Origin of the sequence: Pseudomonas beijingensis, assembly GCF_030687295.1 — a bacterium.
Classification (GTDB): domain Bacteria; phylum Pseudomonadota; class Gammaproteobacteria; order Pseudomonadales; family Pseudomonadaceae; genus Aquipseudomonas; species Aquipseudomonas beijingensis.
Window position 1 is genome coordinate 2,456,334 of sequence record NZ_CP117425.1, and the last position, 19,953, is coordinate 2,476,286.

A 19,953-nucleotide genomic window follows, 5' to 3' on the forward strand; every position below is an offset into this window, starting at 1 on the left:
CAAGCGATACAGACGCGGCCCGGATATGCTCAGGTAAAGAGGACAAAAACAATGCAGCCTGATTTCTGGAATGACAAACGCCCGGCCGGCGTGCCCCTGGATGTCGACCTCGGGGCCTACAAGTCGGTGATCGAGGTGTTCGAGCGTTCCTGCAAGAAATTCGCCGACCGCCCGGCGTTCAGCAACATGGGAGTGACCCTCACCTATGCCGAACTCGAGCGCTACAGCGCAGCCTTCGCCGGTTACCTGCAAACCCATACCGACTTGGCGCCGGGTGATCGTATCGCGGTGCAGATGCCCAACGTCCTGCAGTACCCGATCGCCGTGTTCGGTGCCTTGCGCGCCGGGCTGGTCGTGGTCAACACCAACCCGTTGTACACCGCGCGGGAAATGCGCCATCAGTTCAAGGACTCCGGTGCCCGGGCGCTGGTGTACCTGAACATGTTCGGGCAGAAAGTCCAGGAGGTGTTGCCCGATACGGACCTGCAGTATTTGATCGAAGCGAAGATGGGTGACCTGATGCCCACCGCCAAGGGTTGGCTGGTCAACACAATGGTGAGCAAGGTCAAGAAAATGGTCCCGGCCTATTCGCTGCCCCAGGCCATTTCCTTCAAAAGCGCCTTGCGCCTGGGACGTGGCCAGGGCATCAAGCCACTGAAAGTCAGCCTTGACGACATTGCCGTGTTGCAATACACCGGCGGCACCACCGGGCTGGCGAAGGGCGCGATGCTGACCCACGGCAACCTGGTGGCCAACATGCAACAGGCCCGAGCCTGCCTGGGGCAGCTCGGCGATGACGGCCATCCATTGCTGCGCGAAGGCCAGGAGGTCATGATCGCGCCACTGCCGCTGTACCATATCTATGCATTCACGGCGAACTGCATGTGCATGATGGTGACCGGCAACCACAACGTGCTGATCACCAATCCGCGGGACATCGGCGGCTTCATCAAGGAACTGAAGAACTGGCGTTTCTCGTTGCTGCTGGGGCTCAACACGCTGTTCGTGGCGTTGATGGACCACCCGGATTTCAAGACCCTGGATTTTTCCCACCTCAAGGTCACCAATTCCGGCGGCACCGCGTTGATCAAGGCCACGGCTGAACGCTGGGAGCAGATCACCGGTTGCGGCATTACCGAGGGGTATGGCCTGACCGAAACCTCGCCGGTGGCGAGCGCCAATCCTTATGGCGGCAAATCCCGGCTGGGCACGGTGGGGATGCCGGTGCCGGGCACGCTGATGAAAGTGATCGACGACGAGGGCGTCGAGCAGCCCTTGGGCGAGCGCGGCGAGCTGTGCATCAAGGGCCCGCAGATCATGAAAGGCTACTGGAACAAGCCTGAGGCCACGGCTGAAGTGCTGGACAGCGAGGGCTGGTTCAAGTCCGGTGATATTGCGGTGATCGACCCGGATGGGTTCGTGCGCATCGTCGACCGCAAGAAGGACATGATCATCGTCTCGGGTTTCAATGTGTACCCCAACGAGATCGAAGACGTGGTGATGGCCCATCCCAAGGTGGCCAACTGCGCGGTGATCGGCGTGCCGGACGAGCGTTCAGGAGAGGCGGTGAAGTTGTTCGTGGTGGCCCGGGAAAGCGGGGTCAGCCTTGAAGAACTCAAGGCCTACTGCAAGGAGAACTTCACCGGCTACAAGATTCCCAAGCACATCGTGCTGCGGGACTCGTTGCCGATGACACCGGTGGGCAAGATCCTGCGGCGGGAGCTGCGGGAGATCGCCTGAGGTTAGAGAAGACCCTAGAAACCCTGTGGGAGCGAGCTTGCTCGCGATAGCGGTAGGTCAGTCACAGAGATGTTGGCTGATACACCGCCATCGCGAGCAAGCTCGCTCCCACAGTTTCTTGTGTATTCAGAGCGTTTCAGTGGGATTTTGAATTTTTACTCTAAAAATGACCATTGAATATTCATGAGTCATGTTTATGACTGTGGGGGTTGTTTTTGGCTCTAGGCGACCCTCGGCAAAGCTGCTACTCTCGGCGCGCTTTTGTGACTTCTCGGCCTTGATTCAAGCCAGATTCACCAATAAACACACACCAATAATAATCGCATCAAATGCGGTGAGAATTCGCGTTGCTGAGGAGTGGGCTTCCATGATCGAAGACTTTTGGAAGGATAAGTACCCAGCTGGGATTGCTGCCGACATCAATCCAGACGAGTATCCGAATATTCAGGCGGTGTTGAAGCAGTCCTGCCAACGCTTTGCCAACAAGCCGGCGTTCAGCAACCTCGGCAAGACGATCACCTACGGTGAGCTCTACGAGTTGTCCGGAGCGTTTGCCGCGTACCTGCAACAGCATACCGATTTGCATCCGGGCGATCGAATCGCCGTGCAGTTGCCCAACGTTCTCCAGTACCCGGTGGCCGTGTTCGGTGCGATCCGTGCCGGGCTGATCGTGGTCAACACCAACCCGTTGTACACCGCGCGGGAAATGGAGCACCAGTTCAACGACTCCGGCGCCAAGGCGCTGGTGTGCCTGGCGAACATGGCGCATCTGGCCGAAACCGTGGTGCCGAAGACGGGCGTCAAGCATGTCATCGTCACCGAAGTCGCCGACCTGCTGCCACCGCTCAAGCGCCTGTTGATCAACAGCGTGATCAAGTACGTCAAGAAGATGGTGCCGGCCTATCACTTGCCCAAGGCCGTCAAGTTCAACGACGTGCTGAGCAAAGGCCACGGCCAGCCAGTGAACGAAGCCAACCCCACCAGCGACGATGTGGCCGTGCTGCAATACACCGGCGGCACCACCGGCGTGGCCAAGGGCGCGATGCTCAGCCACCGCAACCTGGTGGCGAACATGCTGCAGTGCAAGGCGCTGATGGGCTCCAACCTCAATGAGGGTTGTGTGAGGTGCTGATCACGCCGCTGCCGCTGTACCACATCTATGCCTTCACCTTTCATTGCATGGCGATGATGTTGATCGGCAACCACAACATCCTGATCAGCAACCCGCGCGATCTTTCGGCGATGGTCAAGGAACTGTCGAAGTGGAAGTTCAGCGGTTTCGTCGGCCTCAATACGCTGTTCGTGGCCCTGTGCAACAACGAAGCCTTCCGCAAGCTGGACTTCTCGGCGCTGAAAGTCACCCTGTCTGGCGGCATGGCCCTGCAACTGGCCGCGGCCGAGCGTTGGAAAGCGGTGACCGGCTGCCCGATCTGCGAAGGTTATGGCATGACCGAAACCAGCCCGGTGGCCACCGTCAACCCGATCCAGAAAATCCAGGTCGGTACCATCGGCATTCCAGTGCCGTCGACGCTGTGCAAGGTGATCAATGATGCGGGCGTCGAACAGCCCTTGGGCGAAATCGGCGAGTTGTGCGTGAAAGGTCCGCAGGTGATGAAGGGCTACTGGCAGCGCCAGGAAGCCACCGACGAGATCCTCGACAGCGAAGGTTGGCTCAAGACCGGTGACATCGCGCTGATCCAGCCGGACGGTTACATGCGCATCGTCGATCGCAAGAAGGACATGATCCTGATCTCCGGTTTCAACGTGTACCCCAACGAGCTGGAAGATGTGCTGGCTACCCTGCCGGGCGTGCTGCAATGCGCGGCCATCGGCATACCGGACGAGAAGTCTGGCGAGGCGATCAAGATCTTCATCGTCGCGCGGCCGGGTGTCACCTTGACCAAGGAACAGGTGATGGAACACATGCGTGCCAACGTCACCGGCTACAAGGTGCCCAAGGCCGTAGAATTCCGCGATGCCTTGCCGACCACCAACGTCGGCAAGATTTTGCGGCGCGAATTGCGGGATGAAGAACTCAGGAAGCTGGGTGTGAAGAAGTAAGATCGCAGCCAATAAAAAGCCCCGTCGATGCGGGGTTTTTTATTGCGCGAAAAATCTTTGTGGCGAGGTAGTTTGTGTGGCGAGGGGATTTATCCCCGCTGGGTTGCGTAGCAACCCCAAGACTCATCAGCCACAGCGATGTGTCAGACAGGATGCAGGGGGTTGCTGCGCAACCCAGCGGGGATAAATCCCCTCGCCACAGAGAGCGCTTTTGTCCTCGGGAGTCGGGTTACAACCTGAACTGCGCAAAATCCAGATTGGTGCCACCCGGGCGCATGTCCTGAAGATAGGAGTCCTTGTCAGCGCTCAATTCCAGGCTCAGGGCTGCCTTGCGTTTGCCCTGGTTGCGCACTTCCAGGCCTTCCATTTTTTCCCGCAGGAACACGGTCGGCACCTTCAGGTGCAGCAGCTCATCGGTGGTCGGCGTGTGCAGCAGCAGGTGGATCCATTCGTACTGACCGATGGCCAGGCGCGCCACCGGAATATCGAACCAGAAGATATTGCGGTTGCGGTTCAATTCGCTGAAGTGGCAGTTGTTGACGCCCAGTACGGCGCCGCCCAGTTCCTGGTTTCTGCGGGCGATGGCCTGCTTTTTATCGAGTTTCATAACGTTCCTACGAGATTGGAGCTTCAGGCCGCAGCCTGAATACGTGGGGCATTCTCGGGGGTGGATCGGCAAACATAAAGCGCAACCTGCATCTGACGATGAAATGCGCTGCTGAAAAATGAAACTCCCCGCAAATAGCCTCGGTCAACCCTTATGTAATGACTTTTCGTACAGTTGTTCACAGGAGAGACGTCATGGGTAGCACGAGCGATAAAGTGAAGGGCGTTGCCAACGAAGCCGTCGGCAACATCAAGCAAGGCGTTGGCAAGGCCACCGACAATGACCGCATGCGCGCCGAGGGCGTGGTACAGGAGAAAAAAGGTGAGGCCCAGCAAACCGTGGGCAAGGCCAAGGATGCAGTCAGGAAAGGCGTTGACGAGGCATAACCGGCCTGTTGAAAAAGCGATTGGAACGGCCATCCGTGGGTGGCCGTTTTCATGTCGGCTCGAACTTGCACGGGGGAAATTGTTCCAAAGTCGCCAAACAGGTTACTTTTGTCTTGGATAGCAACCCCGTGAGTCGCCAGGCGACCTTCCTTTTTTGCGGCGAAAGGAGACGCACATGATGTTCCCGGCCTTGAAAGGCTTGCCCTTGCATCGTGTGATGATGCGCACCGTGACCGAGTTTCTCGACGACGAGATGTCGACCTACGCCTCGGCATTGGCCTACCAGATGCTGTTTTCGCTGTTTCCGTTCATTCTCTTTCTGATCGCGTTGATCGGCTTCCTGCACCTGCCGGACTTCTTCTCGTGGCTGCGCCTGCAATCGGAACTGGTGCTGCCGCCCCAGGCCCTGGAGCAGGTCAACCCGGTGATCGACCAACTCCAGCAATCCAAGGGCGGCTTGTTGTCGGTAGGTATCGTCATTGCCTTGTGGACCGCTTCGGCGGGCGTGCGGCTGATGATGAGCGCGATGAACGCCGCCTACGACGTCGTGGAAGGTCGTCCGGCCTGGAAGCGCTTTCCGCTGTCGATCTTCTACACCGTCGGCATCGCCGGCATGCTGCTGGCCGCCGCGGCGCTGATGGTGCTCGGGCCGCAGGTGATGGGCTGGATTGCGGCCCAGGTCGGCTTGGAAGAGTTCATCGTCACGCTCTGGACGATCGTGCGCTGGCCGGTGATCGTGATCTTGCTGATGGTCGCCGTGGCGCTGATCTATTACGTGATGCCCGACGTCAAGCAGGAGTTTCGCTTCATCACGCCGGGGTCGGTGCTGGCGGTGGTGGTCTGGATCATCGCCTCCCTGGGCTTCGCGTTTTACGTCAAGACCTTTGCCAACTACAACGCCATGTATGGCAGCATCGGCGCGATCATCGTGTTGTTGCTGTATTTCTATATTTCTGCGGCAGTGCTGTTGCTCGGCGCGGAGATGAATGCGGTGATCGAGCACATGTCCACCGAGGGCAAGGACCCCGGCGAAAAGAGCCCGGGCGAGCACGAAAAACAGCACGTGTCGGGCCTGGGCCGCGACCATTCCATTCCTCTCACCCACCCTGACGAAGCCCGACCATGATCCGTGACATCCTGAAAATGGGCGATGAACGCCTGCTGCGCATCGCCCCGCCGGTGCCCGTCGAAATGTTCGACAGCCCAGAGTTGTGGCAATTGATCGACGACATGTTCCAGACCATGGAAAGCGTTGGCGGTGTCGGTCTGGCGGCGCCGCAGATCGGTGTCGACCTGCAACTGGTGATCTTCGGCTTCGAGCACAGCGAGCGTTACCCCGACGCCGAGGCTGTGCCCCAGACCATCCTGATCAACCCGCTGATCACCCCCCTGGGCCCGCAGATGGAAGAGGGCTTCGAAGGTTGCCTGTCGGTGCCGGGCCTGCGCGGTGCGGTCGAGCGCTACCAGCACATCCGCTACGAAGGCTTCGATCCCAAGGGCGAGCCGATCGTGCGTTATGCGTCGGGCTTTCATGCGCGGGTGGTGCAGCATGAATGCGATCACCTGATCGGGCGCTTGTACCCGTCGCGCATCACGGATTTCAGTAAGTTCGGGTTTACCGAGGTGATGTTTCCCGATCTAGATCCGACTGCAGACGATTGACACCCCACCACCAAACCCTGTGGGAGCGGGCTTGCTCGCGATGGCGTCAGGTCAATTGCATCCATGTGGCTGACACACCGCAATCGCGAGCAAGCTCGCTCCCACAGTGGGCTGCGTTGATCTCAGGGTTTTGTGGGCACCAACCCCATCGCAATCATCGGCTTGCTACGCGCATACCGGCTCAGACGCTCAGCCATCGCATAGGGCAGTTCAGGATTGAAGCTGAAACCGCGCCGCTCATAAAAACCACGCAAGTCCGGGTGGCAGAACAGCCACACAGGCTCGTCCACGTCTTTCACCGCCTCGGCGATCAACCGCGCTGCAACGCCCTGTACGCGGTACGCCGGGTCGACGAACAACCCCGTCAACCAATGCCCGCCCGACACCGGCCGCAGGCACAGGGCGGCGACGATCTCATCGCGCCGCGCCACCCAAAGCTGCGCGTCACGCACGGCTTTCATCGAGGATTGGTGGGCGCGATAGAACTTGTTCATCAGCGGCCAAAGCGATGCTTCGAGCGCGGCGTAATGGATTTCAGGCATGGCAGGATCGTGGGCGATAAGAGGAGGGCGATTATAAAAGAACGCGAGTGCGGCGATAGGTGTATACCAGACTTCACATCCCGTATGACTGGAGTACGTATCATGGCCAAAGGCATGGATTCAAAAAAAGCGGCAAAGAAAAAACCGGCGAAGACTGCCGATGAAAAGCGCGCCGACAAAAAAACCAAGAAGGTGAACCTGTTCGGTCATTGAGCCGGTAGCGCCTCGGCGGGCCTCCGGTTTGAGCTGGGGTGGTCACCCCAGCTCAAACGCTTCGTGATGTGCCGAGGCTCAAAGTGAGGCGAGAAACATGTCCGTGGCCGAGGCGTTGTCGTCCGTGCGACTCTCCTGGGCCTTTTCCACTTGTGCCATCGCTGACTTGTCCTGCATGCGTTGGGCGATCTCTTGGCTGACCGCCATCTGCTTCTCGGGTGGCATTGCCTCGAACTCCTCCTCCGTAATGCCCATCTCTTCGAGAATGCTGTCGCGCAGGCGCTCTTCAGGCGTCTTGCTCATGTAGTCCTTGAATTGCGCCAATGCGGAACTGCCAATGTTCTTGGCCTCTTCGGACGCTGTCGAGGCGACCGTCTGCAAGTGCACGCGCGTCTTGGCGAACGCCTCATCCACCTTGTCGCTGATGGCGGTGGCAGCGTTGACCTGCTGCGTGGCTTGTCGGGTGAGGGAATCCTGGACCTGGGCACTGCCCTGGCTGGCCTGGGCCTGGACGTTATCGCGCAACGCCTGCAACGCGGCGCTTTGCAGGCCGCTGGCGGCTTCGGCGGTGGGATCCTCGCCCGGGCGTTTGAGTGGCAAGACCATCGCTTGCTGTTTGGCACTGACCAACATGATGAACACCTGTAGGTAATGGCTGAGGGATGGGCAGGAGCAATTCCCATGCCGTCGCTGCGAGGGCCATATTCCAAGGGCTGTGGACAAGTGCGTGGCGAGTGGGGCGGCCAACCCTTGCCGTCGGACGGCATGGATCGACCGCTTGAGCGTGCGCTCAGGTGCTTTCGCGAACCTTGAGTTCAAAGCCCAGGTCCACCACCGGTTGGGCGATGCGGTTGCCGGCCATCAGCGTCAGCATCTGTTCGGCGGCGCGGCGGCCGATGGCTTCCCTTGGGGTGCTGATGCTGCTCAGGCGCGGCACCATGTGGGCCGAGGCGGGCAGGTCGTTGAAGCCCAGGACCGAGACCTGCTCGGGGATCTTGATGCCGCAGCGCAATGCCTCGAACAAGGCGCCGTGGGCCAGGTCGTCGTTGCCGAAGAAGATCGCATCGACGTCCGGGTGGCTGTCGAGCAATTGCAGGAACAATTCGCCACCCAGGCCCACCGATGATGGACGCGGTGTCAGCACTTCCAGGTCTGGATCGTACAACCCGGCGTTTTGCAGGGCGCGACGAAAGCCTTCGCCGCGCAGCAGGGTGCGCTGATCCAGTTGCGCGCCGATGTAGGCCAGGCGCTTGCGGCCCTTGTAAATCAAGTGCTCGGCCGCCGTTTCGCCGGCCTTGAGCTGGGAGAAACCGACGCAGTTGAGCCCGGCACCGGGGTCCAGTTCCATCATGTACACGCACGGAATGTTGCTGGCCTCGATCATGCGTCGGGCGCTTTCGGTGCGGTCGAAACCGGTCAGCAGCAAGCCCCGTGGCTGATAGGCCATGTAGTTGCGCAACAGGTCTTCTTCCTCGTCCCGGGAGTAGTGGTAGTTGCCGATCACTACTTCGAAGCCCTTGGGCCGCAGCACCCGATGAATGGCTTCCAGGGTGTCGATGAACAACAGGTTGGACAGCGACGGCACCAGCACCACCACCGAATGGCTCTGGGCCGAAGCCAGGGCGCGGGCGGCGGGATTGACGACGTAGTTGAGTTCCATGGCGGCCTGGCGGACTTTTTCCACCAGCTCTGCGGCGACGGTGCTGACGCCACGCAGGGCACGGGAGGCGGTGATGGGGCTGACACCGGCCAGGCGTGCGACTTCATTGAGCGTAGGGCGACCGGTGGTGCGAGTATTCTTATCGTTTTTAGAGGCGGTCATCAGGGCGGCTTGCCAAACAAAAATCAAGGTACTAAGGTAGCGCTGTCTCGACGCCGCTGCAAATGCGTGAGCGAGGGTTGCCTGATCCCCCGTCCGTTGGTGTCGTGAACGAACATGCTGCAACCACAAAAATGACAAGAAGGCGTCGGCAACTTCTGCTTTTGCTGCGGTGTCATAACTGGCAAAGGTAGCGCTGTCTGCGCGCTGAGGTGTTACATGAACAATCCCATCACCGCCCTGGTCATCATGGGCGTTGCCGGTTGCGGCAAAACTTGCGTCAGCCAGGCCCTGTGCCAATTGAGCGGCGCCACCGCCATCGAAGGCGACACGTTCCACCCCGCGGCCAACATCCAGAAGATGAGCGCCGGTATCCCCTTGAACGACGACGACCGTGCCGGCTGGCTTGACAGCCTGTGCGACGAGTTGCGCCGTGTCGACGCCACGGGCGAGCGCCCGGTGCTGACCTGCTCGGCCCTCAAGCACAGTTATCGCGAGCGTCTGCGCAGCGCCTTGCCGGGCCTGGGCTTCGTATTCCTTGAATTGACCCCCGAAGTGGCTGCCGACCGGGTTTCCCACCGTCCCGGCCATTTCATGCCGTCGACCCTGATCGACAGCCAGTTCGCCACCCTTGAATCCCCTGTCGGCGAGCCCCTGACCCTGGCTCTGGACGCGTCCAGCCACAGCGTTGACGAACTGGCACAGCAGGCTTACGTCTGGTGGTTGGCCCACGGTTTGAAGCTTGCCAGCTGAGTTTCAAAAATTTGCGTCAGAAAGATAGCGCTGTCCCGACGGCTCATCAATAACTGCTTCAATAACAACAACAAATCAGGAGACACCTCCCATGTTCGGCATGTCCCACGAGACGTTCCTACTGCTAGATGCAGTGGTCACGGTGATCGGACTCATCGTCCTCATCACCAAGTTCAAATTCCACCCGTTCATTGCACTGACCATCGCCGCCGCGTTCCTCGGCCTGACGTCGGGCATGCCGACCGGCACCATCATCAAGGCGTTCCAGGACGGCTTCGGTGGCGTGCTGGGCTTTGTCGGCATCATCCTGGCGCTGGGCACGATGCTCGGCAAGATGATGGCCGAGTCGGGCGGGGCCGATCAGATCGCCCAGACCCTGATCCGCGCTTTCGGCAAGGACAAGGTGCAGTGGGCCATGATGTTCGCCGCGTTCCTGGTGGGCATCCCGCTGTTCTTCGAAATCGGCTTCGTACTGCTGATCCCGCTGGTGTTCATCGTTGCGCGTCGCACCGGCGTGTCGATCATCAAGATCGGTATTCCGTTGCTGGCCGGCCTTTCCGCAGTCCACGGCCTGGTGCCGCCGCACCCGGGGCCGCTGTTGGCGATCGGCATATTTGGCGCTGATATTGGCAAGACCATTCTTTACGGCCTGATCGTCGCGCTGCCGACCGCCATCATTGCCGGGCCGATTTTCGGTACGTTCATTGCCAAGCACATCCCCGGCCATCCTAACCAGGAGCTGGTGGACCAACTGGCCCGCGAGACGAACTCTGCCGAGCTGCCAAGTTTCAGCATCACCCTGATCACCGTGCTGTCGCCGGTGTTCCTGATGCTGCTCAAGACCTTTGCTGACGTAGCGCTGCCGGACGGCAATCTCTTCCGTGTCTGGATGGACATGATCGGCCACCCGATCTCGGCCTTGCTGTTGGCGCTGTTGCTGTCGCTGTACACCTTCGGCTACAAGCAGGGCATCGGTTCCAGCCAAATGCTCAAATGGCTGGACGCCAGCCTCGCGCCGACCGCCGCGATCATCCTGATCATCGGTGCCGGTGGTGGCTTCAAGCAGATGCTGGTCACCAGCGGCGTGGGTGATGTGATCGGTCACATGGCGGTGAGTGCGCAGATCTCGCCGATTCTGCTGGCCTGGCTGGTGGCGGCAGTGATTCGGATTGCGACGGGTTCGGCGACGGTGGCGACCATTACCGGTGCCGGGATCGTGGTGCCGGTGGTGGGGATGATGCCGGGTGTGAACCGTGAGCTGCTGGTGCTGGCGACCGGTGCCGGTTCGTTGATCCTGTCCCACGTCAACGATGCGGGCTTCTGGCTGGTCAAGCAGTACTTCAACATGACCGTGGCCGAGACCTTCAAGACCTGGACCGCGATGGAAACCATCCTGTCGGTGGTGGGGTTGATCTTTATCCTGCTGCTGTCGCTGGTGGTCTAAGCAACAACGCATAACCCACTGTGGGAGCGAGCTTGCTCGCGATGGCGGACTGACAGTCGATACCTTCGCTGACTGTTATGCCGCTATCGCGAGCAAGCTCGCTCCCACATTGGTTTCTGGTGATCAGTAGATCCAAGGTGGGATCCAACTCCCACCGATGGTTTTGTCTCAAGCGTTAGGTTTGCTTACCAACCCATCCGCCCGAAACATCCCGCGGATCCCACGCACCGCCTGGCGAATCCGGTCCTGGTTCTCGATCAGCGCAAAGCGCACGTGATCGTCCCCATATTCCCCGAACCCCACCCCTGGCGAGACGCAGACCTTGGCTTCGGCCAGCAGCTTCTTGGCGAATTCCAACGAACCCAGGTGCGCGTAGGCCTCGGGAATCTTCGCCCAGACGTACATCGAGGCCTTGGGATTTTCCACCATCCAGCCCAGTTCATGCAGGCCTTTGACCAGCACATTGCGGCGCTGGCGGTATTGCTCGGCGATGTCGCGCACGCATTGCTGGTCGCCTTCGAGGGCGGCGATGGCGGCCACTTGCAGCGGGGTGAAGGTGCCGTAGTCGTGGTAGCTCTTGATCCGCGCCAGGGCGTTGACCAGTTCCGGGTTGCCCACCATGAAACCGATGCGCCAGCCGGCCATGTTGTAGCTCTTGGACAGGGTGAAGAACTCCACCGCGATGTCTTTCGCGCCGGGTACTTGCATGATCGACGGGGCTTTCCAGCCGTCATAGACGATGTCGGCGTAGGCCAGGTCGTGGATCACCAGCACGTCGTACTGCTTGGCCAGGGCGATGACCCGCTCGAAGAAGTCCAGCTCCACGCACTGGGCAGTGGGGTTGGAGGGGAAGCCGAGGATCATCATCTTCGGCTTGGGAATCGAGCCGCGGATGGCCCGCTCCAGTTCGTCGAAGAAATCCACCCCTGGCACCAGCGGCACCGAACGCACCTGGGCGCCGGCGATCACCGCGCCGTAGATGTGAATCGGATAGCTGGGGTTGGGCACCAGCACCGTGTCGCCTTGGTCCAGGGTCGCGAGCATCAGGTGGGCCAGGCCTTCCTTGGAGCCAATGGTGACAATGGCTTCGGTTTCCGGGTCGATGTCCACCTCATAGCGGTCCTTGTACCAGCGCGAAATAGCGCGGCGCAGGCGCGGGATGCCTTTGGAGGTGGAATAGCCGTGGGTGTCTTCACGCTGGGCGACGGTGACCAGTTTTTCCACGATGTGCGGGGGCGTGGCGCCGTCGGGGTTACCCATGCTCAAGTCGATGATGTCTTCGCCGCGCCGACGCGCAGCCATCTTCAGCTCGGCAGTGATATTGAATACATACGGGGGGAGTCGATCGATGCGCGCAAAGCGGCGCGGCGAACCTTGTTCGGCCATTGTTGCCTCGAGATACGTGAGCGCCCGGAACCGTCCGAGCGACGTTGGCCACTGCGGTGGCCTGCGGCGCAAGATAATCGGGCGCATGTCGGATTGTCCAGTAGCGGCGCGCAACTATTTTCGACGACACTGTCGACCTCGCCGCACAGCCATCAACGACGGCGGCGGGCAGTTGAATTCGCCGCACCCCAATCGAACGGAATGAATGATGGAATTTTCCAGCGGTTTCCTGCTGAGTCTCTCCCTGTGCCTGGACATTGGCGTGGCCAATATCGCGATGATCACCTTGGCGATGCAGCGCGGCTACTTCCAGGGTTTCGCCCTGGGCCTGGGCACCTGCGTGGGCGACCTGGTCTACGCGGTCCTGGCCCTGGCCGGCATGACCGTACTGCTGCAATACGAAGCGGTGCGCTGGGTGCTGTGGGTCGGCGGCTCGGTGTTGTTGCTGTACTTCGCGGCGAAAATGATCCACTCGGCGATCTATCACAGCGCGGTACTGGCCGAGGCCGGCGAAGTGCAGGGCAACTCATCGCGCCAGGAGTTCTTTCGCGGGATTTTCCTGGCCATGTCATCGCCCAGCGCCATCCTCTGGTTCGCGGCGGTGGGCGGCACGCTGATCGCCCGTTCGGGCGGCGGAACCTTGCTCAGCTCGGCGCTGTTCCTCAGTGGTTTTCTCTGCGCCGGGCTGCTGTGGTGCGCGGCCTTATGCCTGGCGGCGACCCAGGGCGGCAAACTGTTGGGAGATAAACTGTTGCGGTATTCCTATTGGGCATCCGCCGCGATCTTCTGCTATTTCGCGGTGTACGTGATTGTTTCTGGTTACAACGAGTTTGTAGGGAAAGCCGTCACCGGCGCCCTGCCGGGCATCTGACAAGCGAAACGGCCTGGCAATCACGGTTTGGCTTCTATACTGCCAAGCCCGACTTCACGTTTTGCTGGAGTGTTGCCGCATGGAAAAGCCCAAACGCGATTACACAACCGTACCACGCTTTGAACAGGGACGTTTTCAGCTCATCGCCGGCTTTGGTGCTCGGTTTACCCAGGACACCGCCCAAGACATCCCTTTGCTCTGGGAAAAGTTCCTGCCCTGGCTCGGCAAGGTGCCAGGGCAGAAAGATGAAGTGACCTACGGCGTGTGTTGCAACCCGGACGAGGAGGGTGGGTTCGAATACATCGCTGGCGTGGAAATCAGCCGGCTCGACGATTTGCCGGACCAATACCGCTGGATCGAAATCCCGTCCGGGCACTACGCCGTGTTCGAACATAGGGGCCCGCTGAAGACACTGCCGCAAACCTTCCAATACATCTGGAACGAGTGGCTACCGCAGTCCGGCCACAAAGGGGCCTGCACACCGGAATTCGAACGCTACAGCGAAGACTTCAACCCCAGGACCGGCCAAGGCACCCTGGAGATCTGGATCCCGCTCAAACCGAGTTGACCGCCACGGCTTCAGTACAGGCTGGCCTGCACCCGTGCGGGCGCTTCACGGTCGTAAGTTTCGGCATCGAACTGCCCATCATTCAAGCGCTTGTGGATTGCCCCGGCGCTGGGCAGGGCCGAGCGTTCAAGGTGGCGAGCCGGATTCCACAGGTCTGAGCGCACGATGGCTTTGGAACAATGGAAAAACGCCGCTTCGACCGACACCAGCAACACCGTGCGGGCCGGCTTGCCGTTGACCGCAAAGCGCTCCAGCAGTGCGGGTTCGGCGCTGATCCGGGCGGCACCGTTGACCCGCAAGGTCTCGCCAATCCCGGGAATGAGGAACAGCAGCGATACCCGCGGATCGTGCAGAACGTTGCGCAAGGTGTCGATGCGGTTGTTGCCGGGACGATCCGGCAAGGCCAGGGTACGCTCGTCGAGGATCTGCACGAAACCCGGCACATCGCCCCGGGGCGAGCTATCGAGGCCATCGGGCCCTGCCGAACCGATGACCACCAGCGGCGAAGCCCGAATCATCGCCTGATAATCCTCGTTCAGGAAGGGGATCTGTTTACGCACTGCCCGTTCGTGGGGCAGGCCATAAAGGGCTTCCAACTGTTCAATCGACGTCAACATCATCCATTCATCCTGAGTCTATTGGGCAAGTTCTATCAAAACACCAACCCCATCCGCCGCTCATAACCGATGCGGCCCTTGTAGGCTTCGCCACTGTCGACCCAGCCCAGCCGGGTGTACAGGCCGATGGCCAAGTCGTTGTCGGCGTCGACCGAGAGTTCCAGGCCACGGATTTCCGGCCAGGCGGCTCGTGCCACGGCGGGCAACGCCTGCAGGCAGGCCTTGCCATAGCCTTTGCCTTGGGCCCGATGGTCGACTTGCAAGGCATGCAGGGTGGCGCTGTGTTCGTTGGCCCAGGCGGGCAGTACCGGCGGGCGCTTGAGCAGCAGGAAGGCTACCGGCACCTCTTCAGCCAATAACGCAAAGCCTTTGACCCCCGGGCCGGGCTTGGACAGCAGCATGTGCAGGGCGCCATGGATATCGCCGGCGAACTTGATCTGTTCGGGGTGGATTTCGATGGCGCTGACCTGTTCGCGTTGCAGCGCGGTCAGGTCTTCGTAGGGGACGAGCTGAGGGGTCACAAAAACGTCCGTTGTTTGCCGGCAGAAGAGGACCTGGATTCTAGCGAATTTTTTTCTTTGAATTATTTTTGTTGGATTGTCGATTCGCTGTTTCTCCAAACGACAAAGGGTGTCTTCAACAAAAAACTGCGGAGAATCACCATGAATACCCAAGCCACTGAAACCGAAATCCAGACCCTGATCGACACCTATCGCCAAGCCGTCATGACCAAGGACGTCGAAAAAGTCATGGCGCTCTATGACGAGGACATTGTCTCGTTCGATGCCATCCAAGCCTTGCAATTCAAGGGCAAGGCCGCCTACCGGGCCCATTGGCAAGCCTGTATGGAAATGTGCCCCGGCCCGCACAAGTTCGATTTCCATCAGGTCAAGATCACCCCGGCCGACAACATCGCCTTCGCCCACTGGCTGGCCTATTGCGGCGGTACCAACGAAAAAGGTGAGGAACAGGCCTGCTGGATGCGTGTGACGGCCTGCTACCAGCGCGTAGCCGGACAATGGCGGATCGTCCACGAACATTGGTCCGCGCCATTCGACCCGATGGCCGGGACGGCGCTGTTCGACCTGCAACCCTGATCGTCGGTTTTTTCGCCGAGCGTCATTCTGCCGTCCATAGTTGATCAGTCCGATCACGGAGCCTTCCATGAAGTACCTATGCCTGGTGTATAGCAACGAACACACGCTGCACAACTCGCCTGACAGCCCGGAGGACGCCGAGTGCATGGCCTATGCCGAATCGATCCAGGGCAGTGGGCGCATGCTGGCCGCCGAGGCGTTGGAGTCGGTACAGACCGCCACCACGGTGCGCATGCGCGGCGGCAAGCTGTCGATCACCGACGGCCCATTCGCCGAGACCAAGGAGCAACTGGCGGGCTTCTACCTGATCGACGCCAAGGATCTCAACGAAGCCATCCAGGTCGCTGGCAATATCCCGGCGGCCCGGGTCGGCTGTGTCGAAGTACGACCGGTACGCCAACTGAACCCCTGAACAACAATCACAAACAGGATTTCATTCATGAACCTTACAGCTGCCCCTTACGCGTTATCCATCAGCCGGGTCATTGACGCCCCGCGCCAGAAGATCTTCCGCGCCTGGACCGAGCCGGACTTGCTGGCGCAATGGTGGGGGCCCCATGGCATGACCACGCCGGAGTGCGAAATGGACCTGTGGGTCAGCGGTCAGTTTCGCACCCTGATGCGCGCCCCCGATGGCAGTGAATACCCGACCATGGGCGTGTTCCTGGAAATTTTTGCCCCGCAGCGCCTGGTCTTCACCGATGCGTTTCTGCCTGGCTGGATACCCTCCGGCAAGGCCTTCATGACCGCTGAAGTGCTGCTGGAAGAGGTGGACGGCAAGACCCGTTACACCGCCCGGGCGCTGCACTGGAGCGAGGAGGATCGCCAGGCACACGAAGCCATGGGCTTCCATGACGGCTGGGGCCAGAGTCTGGACCGGCTTGAGACGCTGGTTACCCAAGGCATGCCCGACTGATGTCGGTCGAAACGGTCAAGGCGCGGGTCGAGCAGGTTTATCGGCAAGACTCGCGGCGGATCCTGGCAACGCTGATTCGCCTGCTGGGGGACTTCGATCTCGCGGAAGAAGCCTTGCACGAAGCCTTTTTCATTGCGGTCGAGCGCTGGCAGCGCGACGGTGTACCGGACAACCCGCGGGCCTGGCTGGTGTCTGCCGGGCGCTTCAAGGCCATCGACAGTTTGCGTCGCCGCGCGCGTTTCGCTGCGTCCCGACCGATGTTGATCGCCCAGCTCGAAGAGCTGGAGCAGGGCCAGTGGAGTGACGAAGACGTGGAAGACGATCGCCTGCGGCTGATTTTTACCTGTTGCCACCCGGCCCTGGCGGCGGATGCCCAAGTGCCCCTGACGCTGCGGGAAGTCTGCGACCTGACTACCGAACAAATCGCCCGGGCGTTCCTCGCCGCCCCTGCGGCCATTGCCCAGCGCATCGTGCGGGCCAAGGCGAAAATTCGCGATGCCAGGATCCCCTATCAGGTGCCGTCCCGCGCGGAACTGCCGGAGCGACTGGACAGCGTGCTGCGGGTGATTTACCTGGTATTCAACGAAGGGTATTCGGCCTCGATGGGCGCCGAGCTGACCCGCGAAGACCTGACCCGCGAAGCCATCCGTCTCGGGCGTCTGCTGATGGAGTTGCTGCCCGAGGCCGAGGTCATGGGGTTGCTGGCGTTGATGTTGCTGCACGAATCCCGGCGACCGGCGCGAACGTCGTCGACCGGTGAGCTGATCCTGCTGGATGAACAGGCGCGATCCTTGTGGGATGCCGAGCTGATCGCCGAGGGCTGCGCGCTGGTGGAAGCCGCGCTGAAGACCCGGCGGTTCGGGCCGTACTGCCTGCAAGCGGCGATTGCGGCGGTGCATGCCGAAGCGCCGACCGCCGAGGAGACCGATTGGCCCCAGATCGTCGGGCTTTATGATGTGCTGCTGCGTGCCGTGCCGTCGCCGGTGATCGAACTCAACCGCGCCGCCGCCCTGGCCAAGCGCGACGGGCCGGAAGCAGGCTTGCGCCTGGTCGAGGCGATTCTGGGGCGTGGGGAGTTACTCGACTATCACCTGGCCTACTCGGCGCAGGCAGAATTCTGTCGCCAATTGGGACGATTGGACGAGGCGAGGGCGGCGTATCGACGCGCGCTTGAGTTGACGCAGCAATTGCCGGAACGGCGGTTTATCGAAGGGCGGCTTGCGGGGTTGCAGTGATGAGCCACCAAACGACGAAACTCCTGTGGGAGCGGGCTTGCTCGCGATAGCGGTGGACCAGCCAACATCAATGTCGACTGATGGACCCCCATCGCGAGCAAGCCCGCTCCCACAAGGGAATTGATGGCTGATCGCGCATTTTCGAAACGCCAGAAACCACTGTGGGAGCGAGCTTGCTCGCGATAGCGGTGGACCAGCCAACATCAATGTCGACGGATAAACCCTCATCGCGAGCAAGCTCACTCCCACAAGGGAATTGATGGCTGATCGCGCATTTTCGAAAACGCCAGAAACCACTGTGGGAGCGAGCTTGCTCGCGATAGCGGTGGACCAGCCAACATCAATGTCGACGGATAGACCCCCATCGCGAGCGAGCTCGCTCCCACAAGGGAATTGATGGCTGATCGCGCATTTTCGAAAACGCCAGAAACCACTGTGGGAGCGAGCTTGCTCGCGATAGCGGTGGACCAGCCAACATCAATGTCGACGGATAGACCCCCATCGCGAGCAAGCTCGCTCCCACAGGTTTTGTGGCTTGGCTGGCTGCGTTAACCCTCAGCCAGCCGGTGTTGATCAGAACTCGTGATCAGCGCTGTCCGGGTTCAGGTCGCTGATGCCCAGTTTGCCCGCAGCCTGTTCGATCGAACCGGTCTGCTTGACCAGTGCGGCGATGGCGTCGCGCACGATCTGGTTGCCAGCGGTGTTGCCGGCGGCGATCAGTTGGTCGTAGTGCTCACCCTTGTTGGCGTGATCGACCATGACCTGGATCTTGGCTTCGGTGTCGGCCAGGTCGGCCTTGAGCGCGGTGTCCGCGGCCGGGTCGGCCTTGGCCACCAGGGACGACAGGCTGGCGCCGGTCATCTTGCTGCCGTCGACGCGGGTGTATTCGCCCAGGTACACGTTACGCACGCCCTTGGCATCGTAGAAGTGCGAGTTGTGGGTGTTGTCGCTGAAGCAATCCTGCTCGTCTTCTGGCGAGTTGGCTTCCAGGGACACCTTCATACGCTCGCCCGCCAGTTCACCCAGGGACAGGCTGCCCATGCCGAACAGCATCTTGCGCAGGCCGCTTTCGGCCGGCTCGGCTTCCAGGGTGGCGCGGTAGTTGTCGGCCACGTTCGGCTTCCAGTTGCCAACCATTTCCTGCAGGTCATTGACCAGCAGTTGGGTCACGGACTTGAGGTACGCACGACGACGGTCGTTGTGGCCGCCAGTGGCGCCGGCGCCCTCCAGGTAATCCGAAGCAGGGCGATTGCCGGCACCCGGGCCAGTGCCGTTGAGGTCTTGGCCCCACAGCAGGAATTCGATGGCGTGGTAGCCGGTGGCGACGTTGGCCTCGGAACCGCCCAGCTCGTTCAGGCTGGCGAGTTTTTCCGGGGTGATGTCTTTGACGTCGACTTTGTCTTCGCCAACCTGGACTTCGGTATTGGCGATGATGTTGGCGGTCGCGCCCGGGTTACCCAAGGCGTGCTCGTAGGATTTGTCGACGTAATCGATCAGGCCTTCATCCAAGGGCCAGGCGTTCACTTGGCCTTCCCAGTCGTCGATGATGGTGTTGCCGAAGCGGAACACTTCGCTTTGCAGGTACGGCACGCGTGCGGCGACCCAGGCAGCCTTGGCGGCTTTCAAGGTCTCGGCGTCCGGCTTGGCCAGGAACGCGTCGACGGCGGTTTGCAGGGTCTTCGCAGTGGATTCGGCATCGCTGTAGACGGCATAGACGATGTCGGCATAGTGCGCGACAACGGCCTTGGCGGCGGCTTCGTCGATTTTGCCGGCGGCAGCAGGGGCGACCGGTGCCGCGGTGCTGGCGGCCGGCGTTGGCGCTTGCGGCGCGGCGGCCTTGTCTTTGCCTTCGCCGCAACCGGCGAGGGAAATAGCGATGGCCAGCAGACTGGCGGTAGCCAGGGGCATACGAATCATGGCGAACATCCTGCTTCGGTGATGGATGGGAAAGGCGCGAGGGTGCGCAAAAACTGCGACATAATGCGAAAGATTTGCATTATGTGTAAAGGGTTATGGTTGTAAATATTTCTTATTTA

General features: G+C 60.7%; 20 protein-coding genes and 1 pseudogene. 13 read left to right on the forward strand and 8 right to left on the reverse strand.

The annotated features are described in order from the left end of the window. The first annotated feature begins 51 nt into the window (after positions 1–51). Together fadD2 and fadD1 are read left to right on the forward strand one after the other, a co-directional pair. Positions 52–1,740: a long-chain-fatty-acid--CoA ligase FadD2 gene (gene fadD2, locus PSH84_RS11125; protein WP_122566830.1), complete on the forward strand. Its 1,689-nt coding sequence runs from the start codon at positions 52–54 to the stop codon at positions 1,738–1,740. A 367-nt stretch (positions 1,741–2,107) separates the two neighbouring features. Then, positions 2,108–3,801, forward strand: a pseudogene (gene fadD1, locus PSH84_RS11130) (long-chain-fatty-acid--CoA ligase FadD1). A gap of 229 nt (positions 3,802–4,030) precedes the next feature. On the opposite strand, the gene PSH84_RS11135 reads toward fadD1, so the two are convergent. After that, positions 4,031–4,408: a hypothetical protein gene (locus PSH84_RS11135; protein WP_122566828.1), complete on the reverse strand. Its 378-nt coding sequence runs from the start codon at positions 4,406–4,408 to the stop codon at positions 4,031–4,033. 194 nt (positions 4,409–4,602) lie between these two features. Between PSH84_RS11135 and PSH84_RS11140 the strand changes: the two genes are divergently transcribed. The 3 genes from PSH84_RS11140 (at position 4,603) to def (ending at position 6,456) form a co-directional block, all read left to right on the forward strand. Next, entirely contained in the window at positions 4,603–4,794 is a 192-nt protein-coding gene (locus tag PSH84_RS11140; RefSeq protein ID WP_305482891.1) for a CsbD family protein, read from the forward strand. Positions 4,795–4,969: 175 nt separating this feature from the next. Further along, the gene (locus PSH84_RS11145) at positions 4,970–5,920 is read left to right on the forward strand and encodes a YihY/virulence factor BrkB family protein (RefSeq protein ID WP_122566827.1); all 951 of its coding nucleotides are present in this window, start codon (positions 4,970–4,972) and stop codon (positions 5,918–5,920) included. Then, complete coding sequence (gene def / locus PSH84_RS11150) at positions 5,917–6,456, forward strand: peptide deformylase (protein WP_122566826.1); 540 nt, start codon at positions 5,917–5,919, stop codon at positions 6,454–6,456. The genes PSH84_RS11145 and def overlap by 4 nt, the downstream gene beginning before the upstream one ends. A 122-nt stretch (positions 6,457–6,578) precedes the next feature. Here the strand turns inward: def and PSH84_RS11155 are convergent, their stop codons facing one another. The 3 genes from PSH84_RS11155 to gntR all read right to left on the reverse strand — a co-directional run bounded on the left by PSH84_RS11155 (position 6,579) and on the right by gntR (position 9,033). Further along, positions 6,579–6,998, reverse strand: a complete 420-nt coding sequence (locus PSH84_RS11155; protein ID WP_305470044.1) for a GNAT family N-acetyltransferase — start codon at positions 6,996–6,998, stop codon at positions 6,579–6,581. A 291-nt stretch (positions 6,999–7,289) separates the two neighbouring features. Further along, positions 7,290–7,844: a hypothetical protein gene (locus tag PSH84_RS11160; RefSeq protein ID WP_305482893.1), complete on the reverse strand. Its 555-nt coding sequence runs from the start codon at positions 7,842–7,844 to the stop codon at positions 7,290–7,292. A gap of 157 nt (positions 7,845–8,001) precedes the next feature. Next, entirely contained in the window at positions 8,002–9,033 is a 1,032-nt protein-coding gene (gntR, locus tag PSH84_RS11165) for an HTH-type transcriptional regulator GntR (protein WP_305482895.1), read from the reverse strand. 216 nt (positions 9,034–9,249) lie between these two features. Between gntR and PSH84_RS11170 the strand changes: the two genes are divergently transcribed. Both PSH84_RS11170 and PSH84_RS11175 read left to right on the forward strand, forming a co-directional pair. Next, the gene (locus PSH84_RS11170; protein ID WP_305482897.1) at positions 9,250–9,783 is read left to right on the forward strand and encodes a gluconokinase; all 534 of its coding nucleotides are present in this window, start codon (positions 9,250–9,252) and stop codon (positions 9,781–9,783) included. 91 nt (positions 9,784–9,874) lie between these two features. Then, positions 9,875–11,227 carry a GntP family permease gene (locus tag PSH84_RS11175; RefSeq protein ID WP_122566821.1) on the forward strand — a complete coding sequence of 451 codons (1,353 nt, stop codon included), beginning with the start codon at positions 9,875–9,877 and terminating at the stop codon, positions 11,225–11,227. A gap of 168 nt (positions 11,228–11,395) precedes the next feature. Here PSH84_RS11175 and alaC read toward each other — a convergent pair whose 3' ends face one another. Next, the gene (gene alaC / locus PSH84_RS11180) at positions 11,396–12,613 is read right to left on the reverse strand and encodes an alanine transaminase (RefSeq protein ID WP_060738844.1); all 1,218 of its coding nucleotides are present in this window, start codon (positions 12,611–12,613) and stop codon (positions 11,396–11,398) included. Positions 12,614–12,821: 208 nt separating this feature from the next. Between alaC and PSH84_RS11185 the strand changes: the two genes are divergently transcribed. Together PSH84_RS11185 and PSH84_RS11190 are read left to right on the forward strand one after the other, a co-directional pair. Continuing rightward, positions 12,822–13,484 carry a LysE family translocator gene (locus PSH84_RS11185; protein WP_122566820.1) on the forward strand — a complete coding sequence of 221 codons (663 nt, stop codon included), beginning with the start codon at positions 12,822–12,824 and terminating at the stop codon, positions 13,482–13,484. Between the two features lie 79 nt (positions 13,485–13,563). Beyond that, positions 13,564–14,052, forward strand: a complete 489-nt coding sequence (locus PSH84_RS11190) for a GyrI-like domain-containing protein (RefSeq protein ID WP_122566819.1) — start codon at positions 13,564–13,566, stop codon at positions 14,050–14,052. A gap of 11 nt (positions 14,053–14,063) precedes the next feature. Here PSH84_RS11190 and PSH84_RS11195 read toward each other — a convergent pair whose 3' ends face one another. Beyond that, on the reverse strand, positions 14,064–14,669 hold the full coding sequence (locus PSH84_RS11195; protein WP_122566883.1) for a pyridoxamine 5'-phosphate oxidase family protein: 606 nt from the start codon (positions 14,667–14,669) through the stop codon (positions 14,064–14,066). Between the two features lie 35 nt (positions 14,670–14,704). Next, positions 14,705–15,190 (reverse strand): GNAT family N-acetyltransferase, encoded by a 486-nt coding sequence (locus PSH84_RS11200; RefSeq protein ID WP_122566818.1) that lies wholly within the window; start codon positions 15,188–15,190, stop codon positions 14,705–14,707. A gap of 141 nt (positions 15,191–15,331) precedes the next feature. Here PSH84_RS11200 and PSH84_RS11205 point away from each other — a divergent pair, with 141 nt between their 5' ends. From PSH84_RS11205 to PSH84_RS11220, 4 genes are all read left to right on the forward strand, one after another. Then, a complete protein-coding gene (locus tag PSH84_RS11205; RefSeq protein WP_122566817.1) occupies positions 15,332–15,766 on the forward strand; it encodes a YybH family protein in 435 nt (144 codons plus the stop codon). A gap of 67 nt (positions 15,767–15,833) precedes the next feature. After that, a complete protein-coding gene (locus PSH84_RS11210; RefSeq protein ID WP_003198606.1) occupies positions 15,834–16,178 on the forward strand; it encodes a YciI family protein in 345 nt (114 codons plus the stop codon). Positions 16,179–16,205: 27 nt separating this feature from the next. After that, complete coding sequence (locus tag PSH84_RS11215; protein WP_305482899.1) at positions 16,206–16,682, forward strand: SRPBCC family protein; 477 nt, start codon at positions 16,206–16,208, stop codon at positions 16,680–16,682. Beyond that, positions 16,682–17,917: an RNA polymerase sigma factor gene (locus PSH84_RS11220; RefSeq protein WP_122566815.1), complete on the forward strand. Its 1,236-nt coding sequence runs from the start codon at positions 16,682–16,684 to the stop codon at positions 17,915–17,917. The genes PSH84_RS11215 and PSH84_RS11220 overlap by 1 nt, the downstream gene beginning before the upstream one ends. 573 nt (positions 17,918–18,490) lie before the next feature. Here PSH84_RS11220 and PSH84_RS11225 read toward each other — a convergent pair. Further along, a complete protein-coding gene (locus PSH84_RS11225; RefSeq protein ID WP_122566814.1) occupies positions 18,491–19,834 on the reverse strand; it encodes an imelysin family protein in 1,344 nt (447 codons plus the stop codon). Between the last annotated feature and the right edge of the window lie 119 nt (positions 19,835–19,953).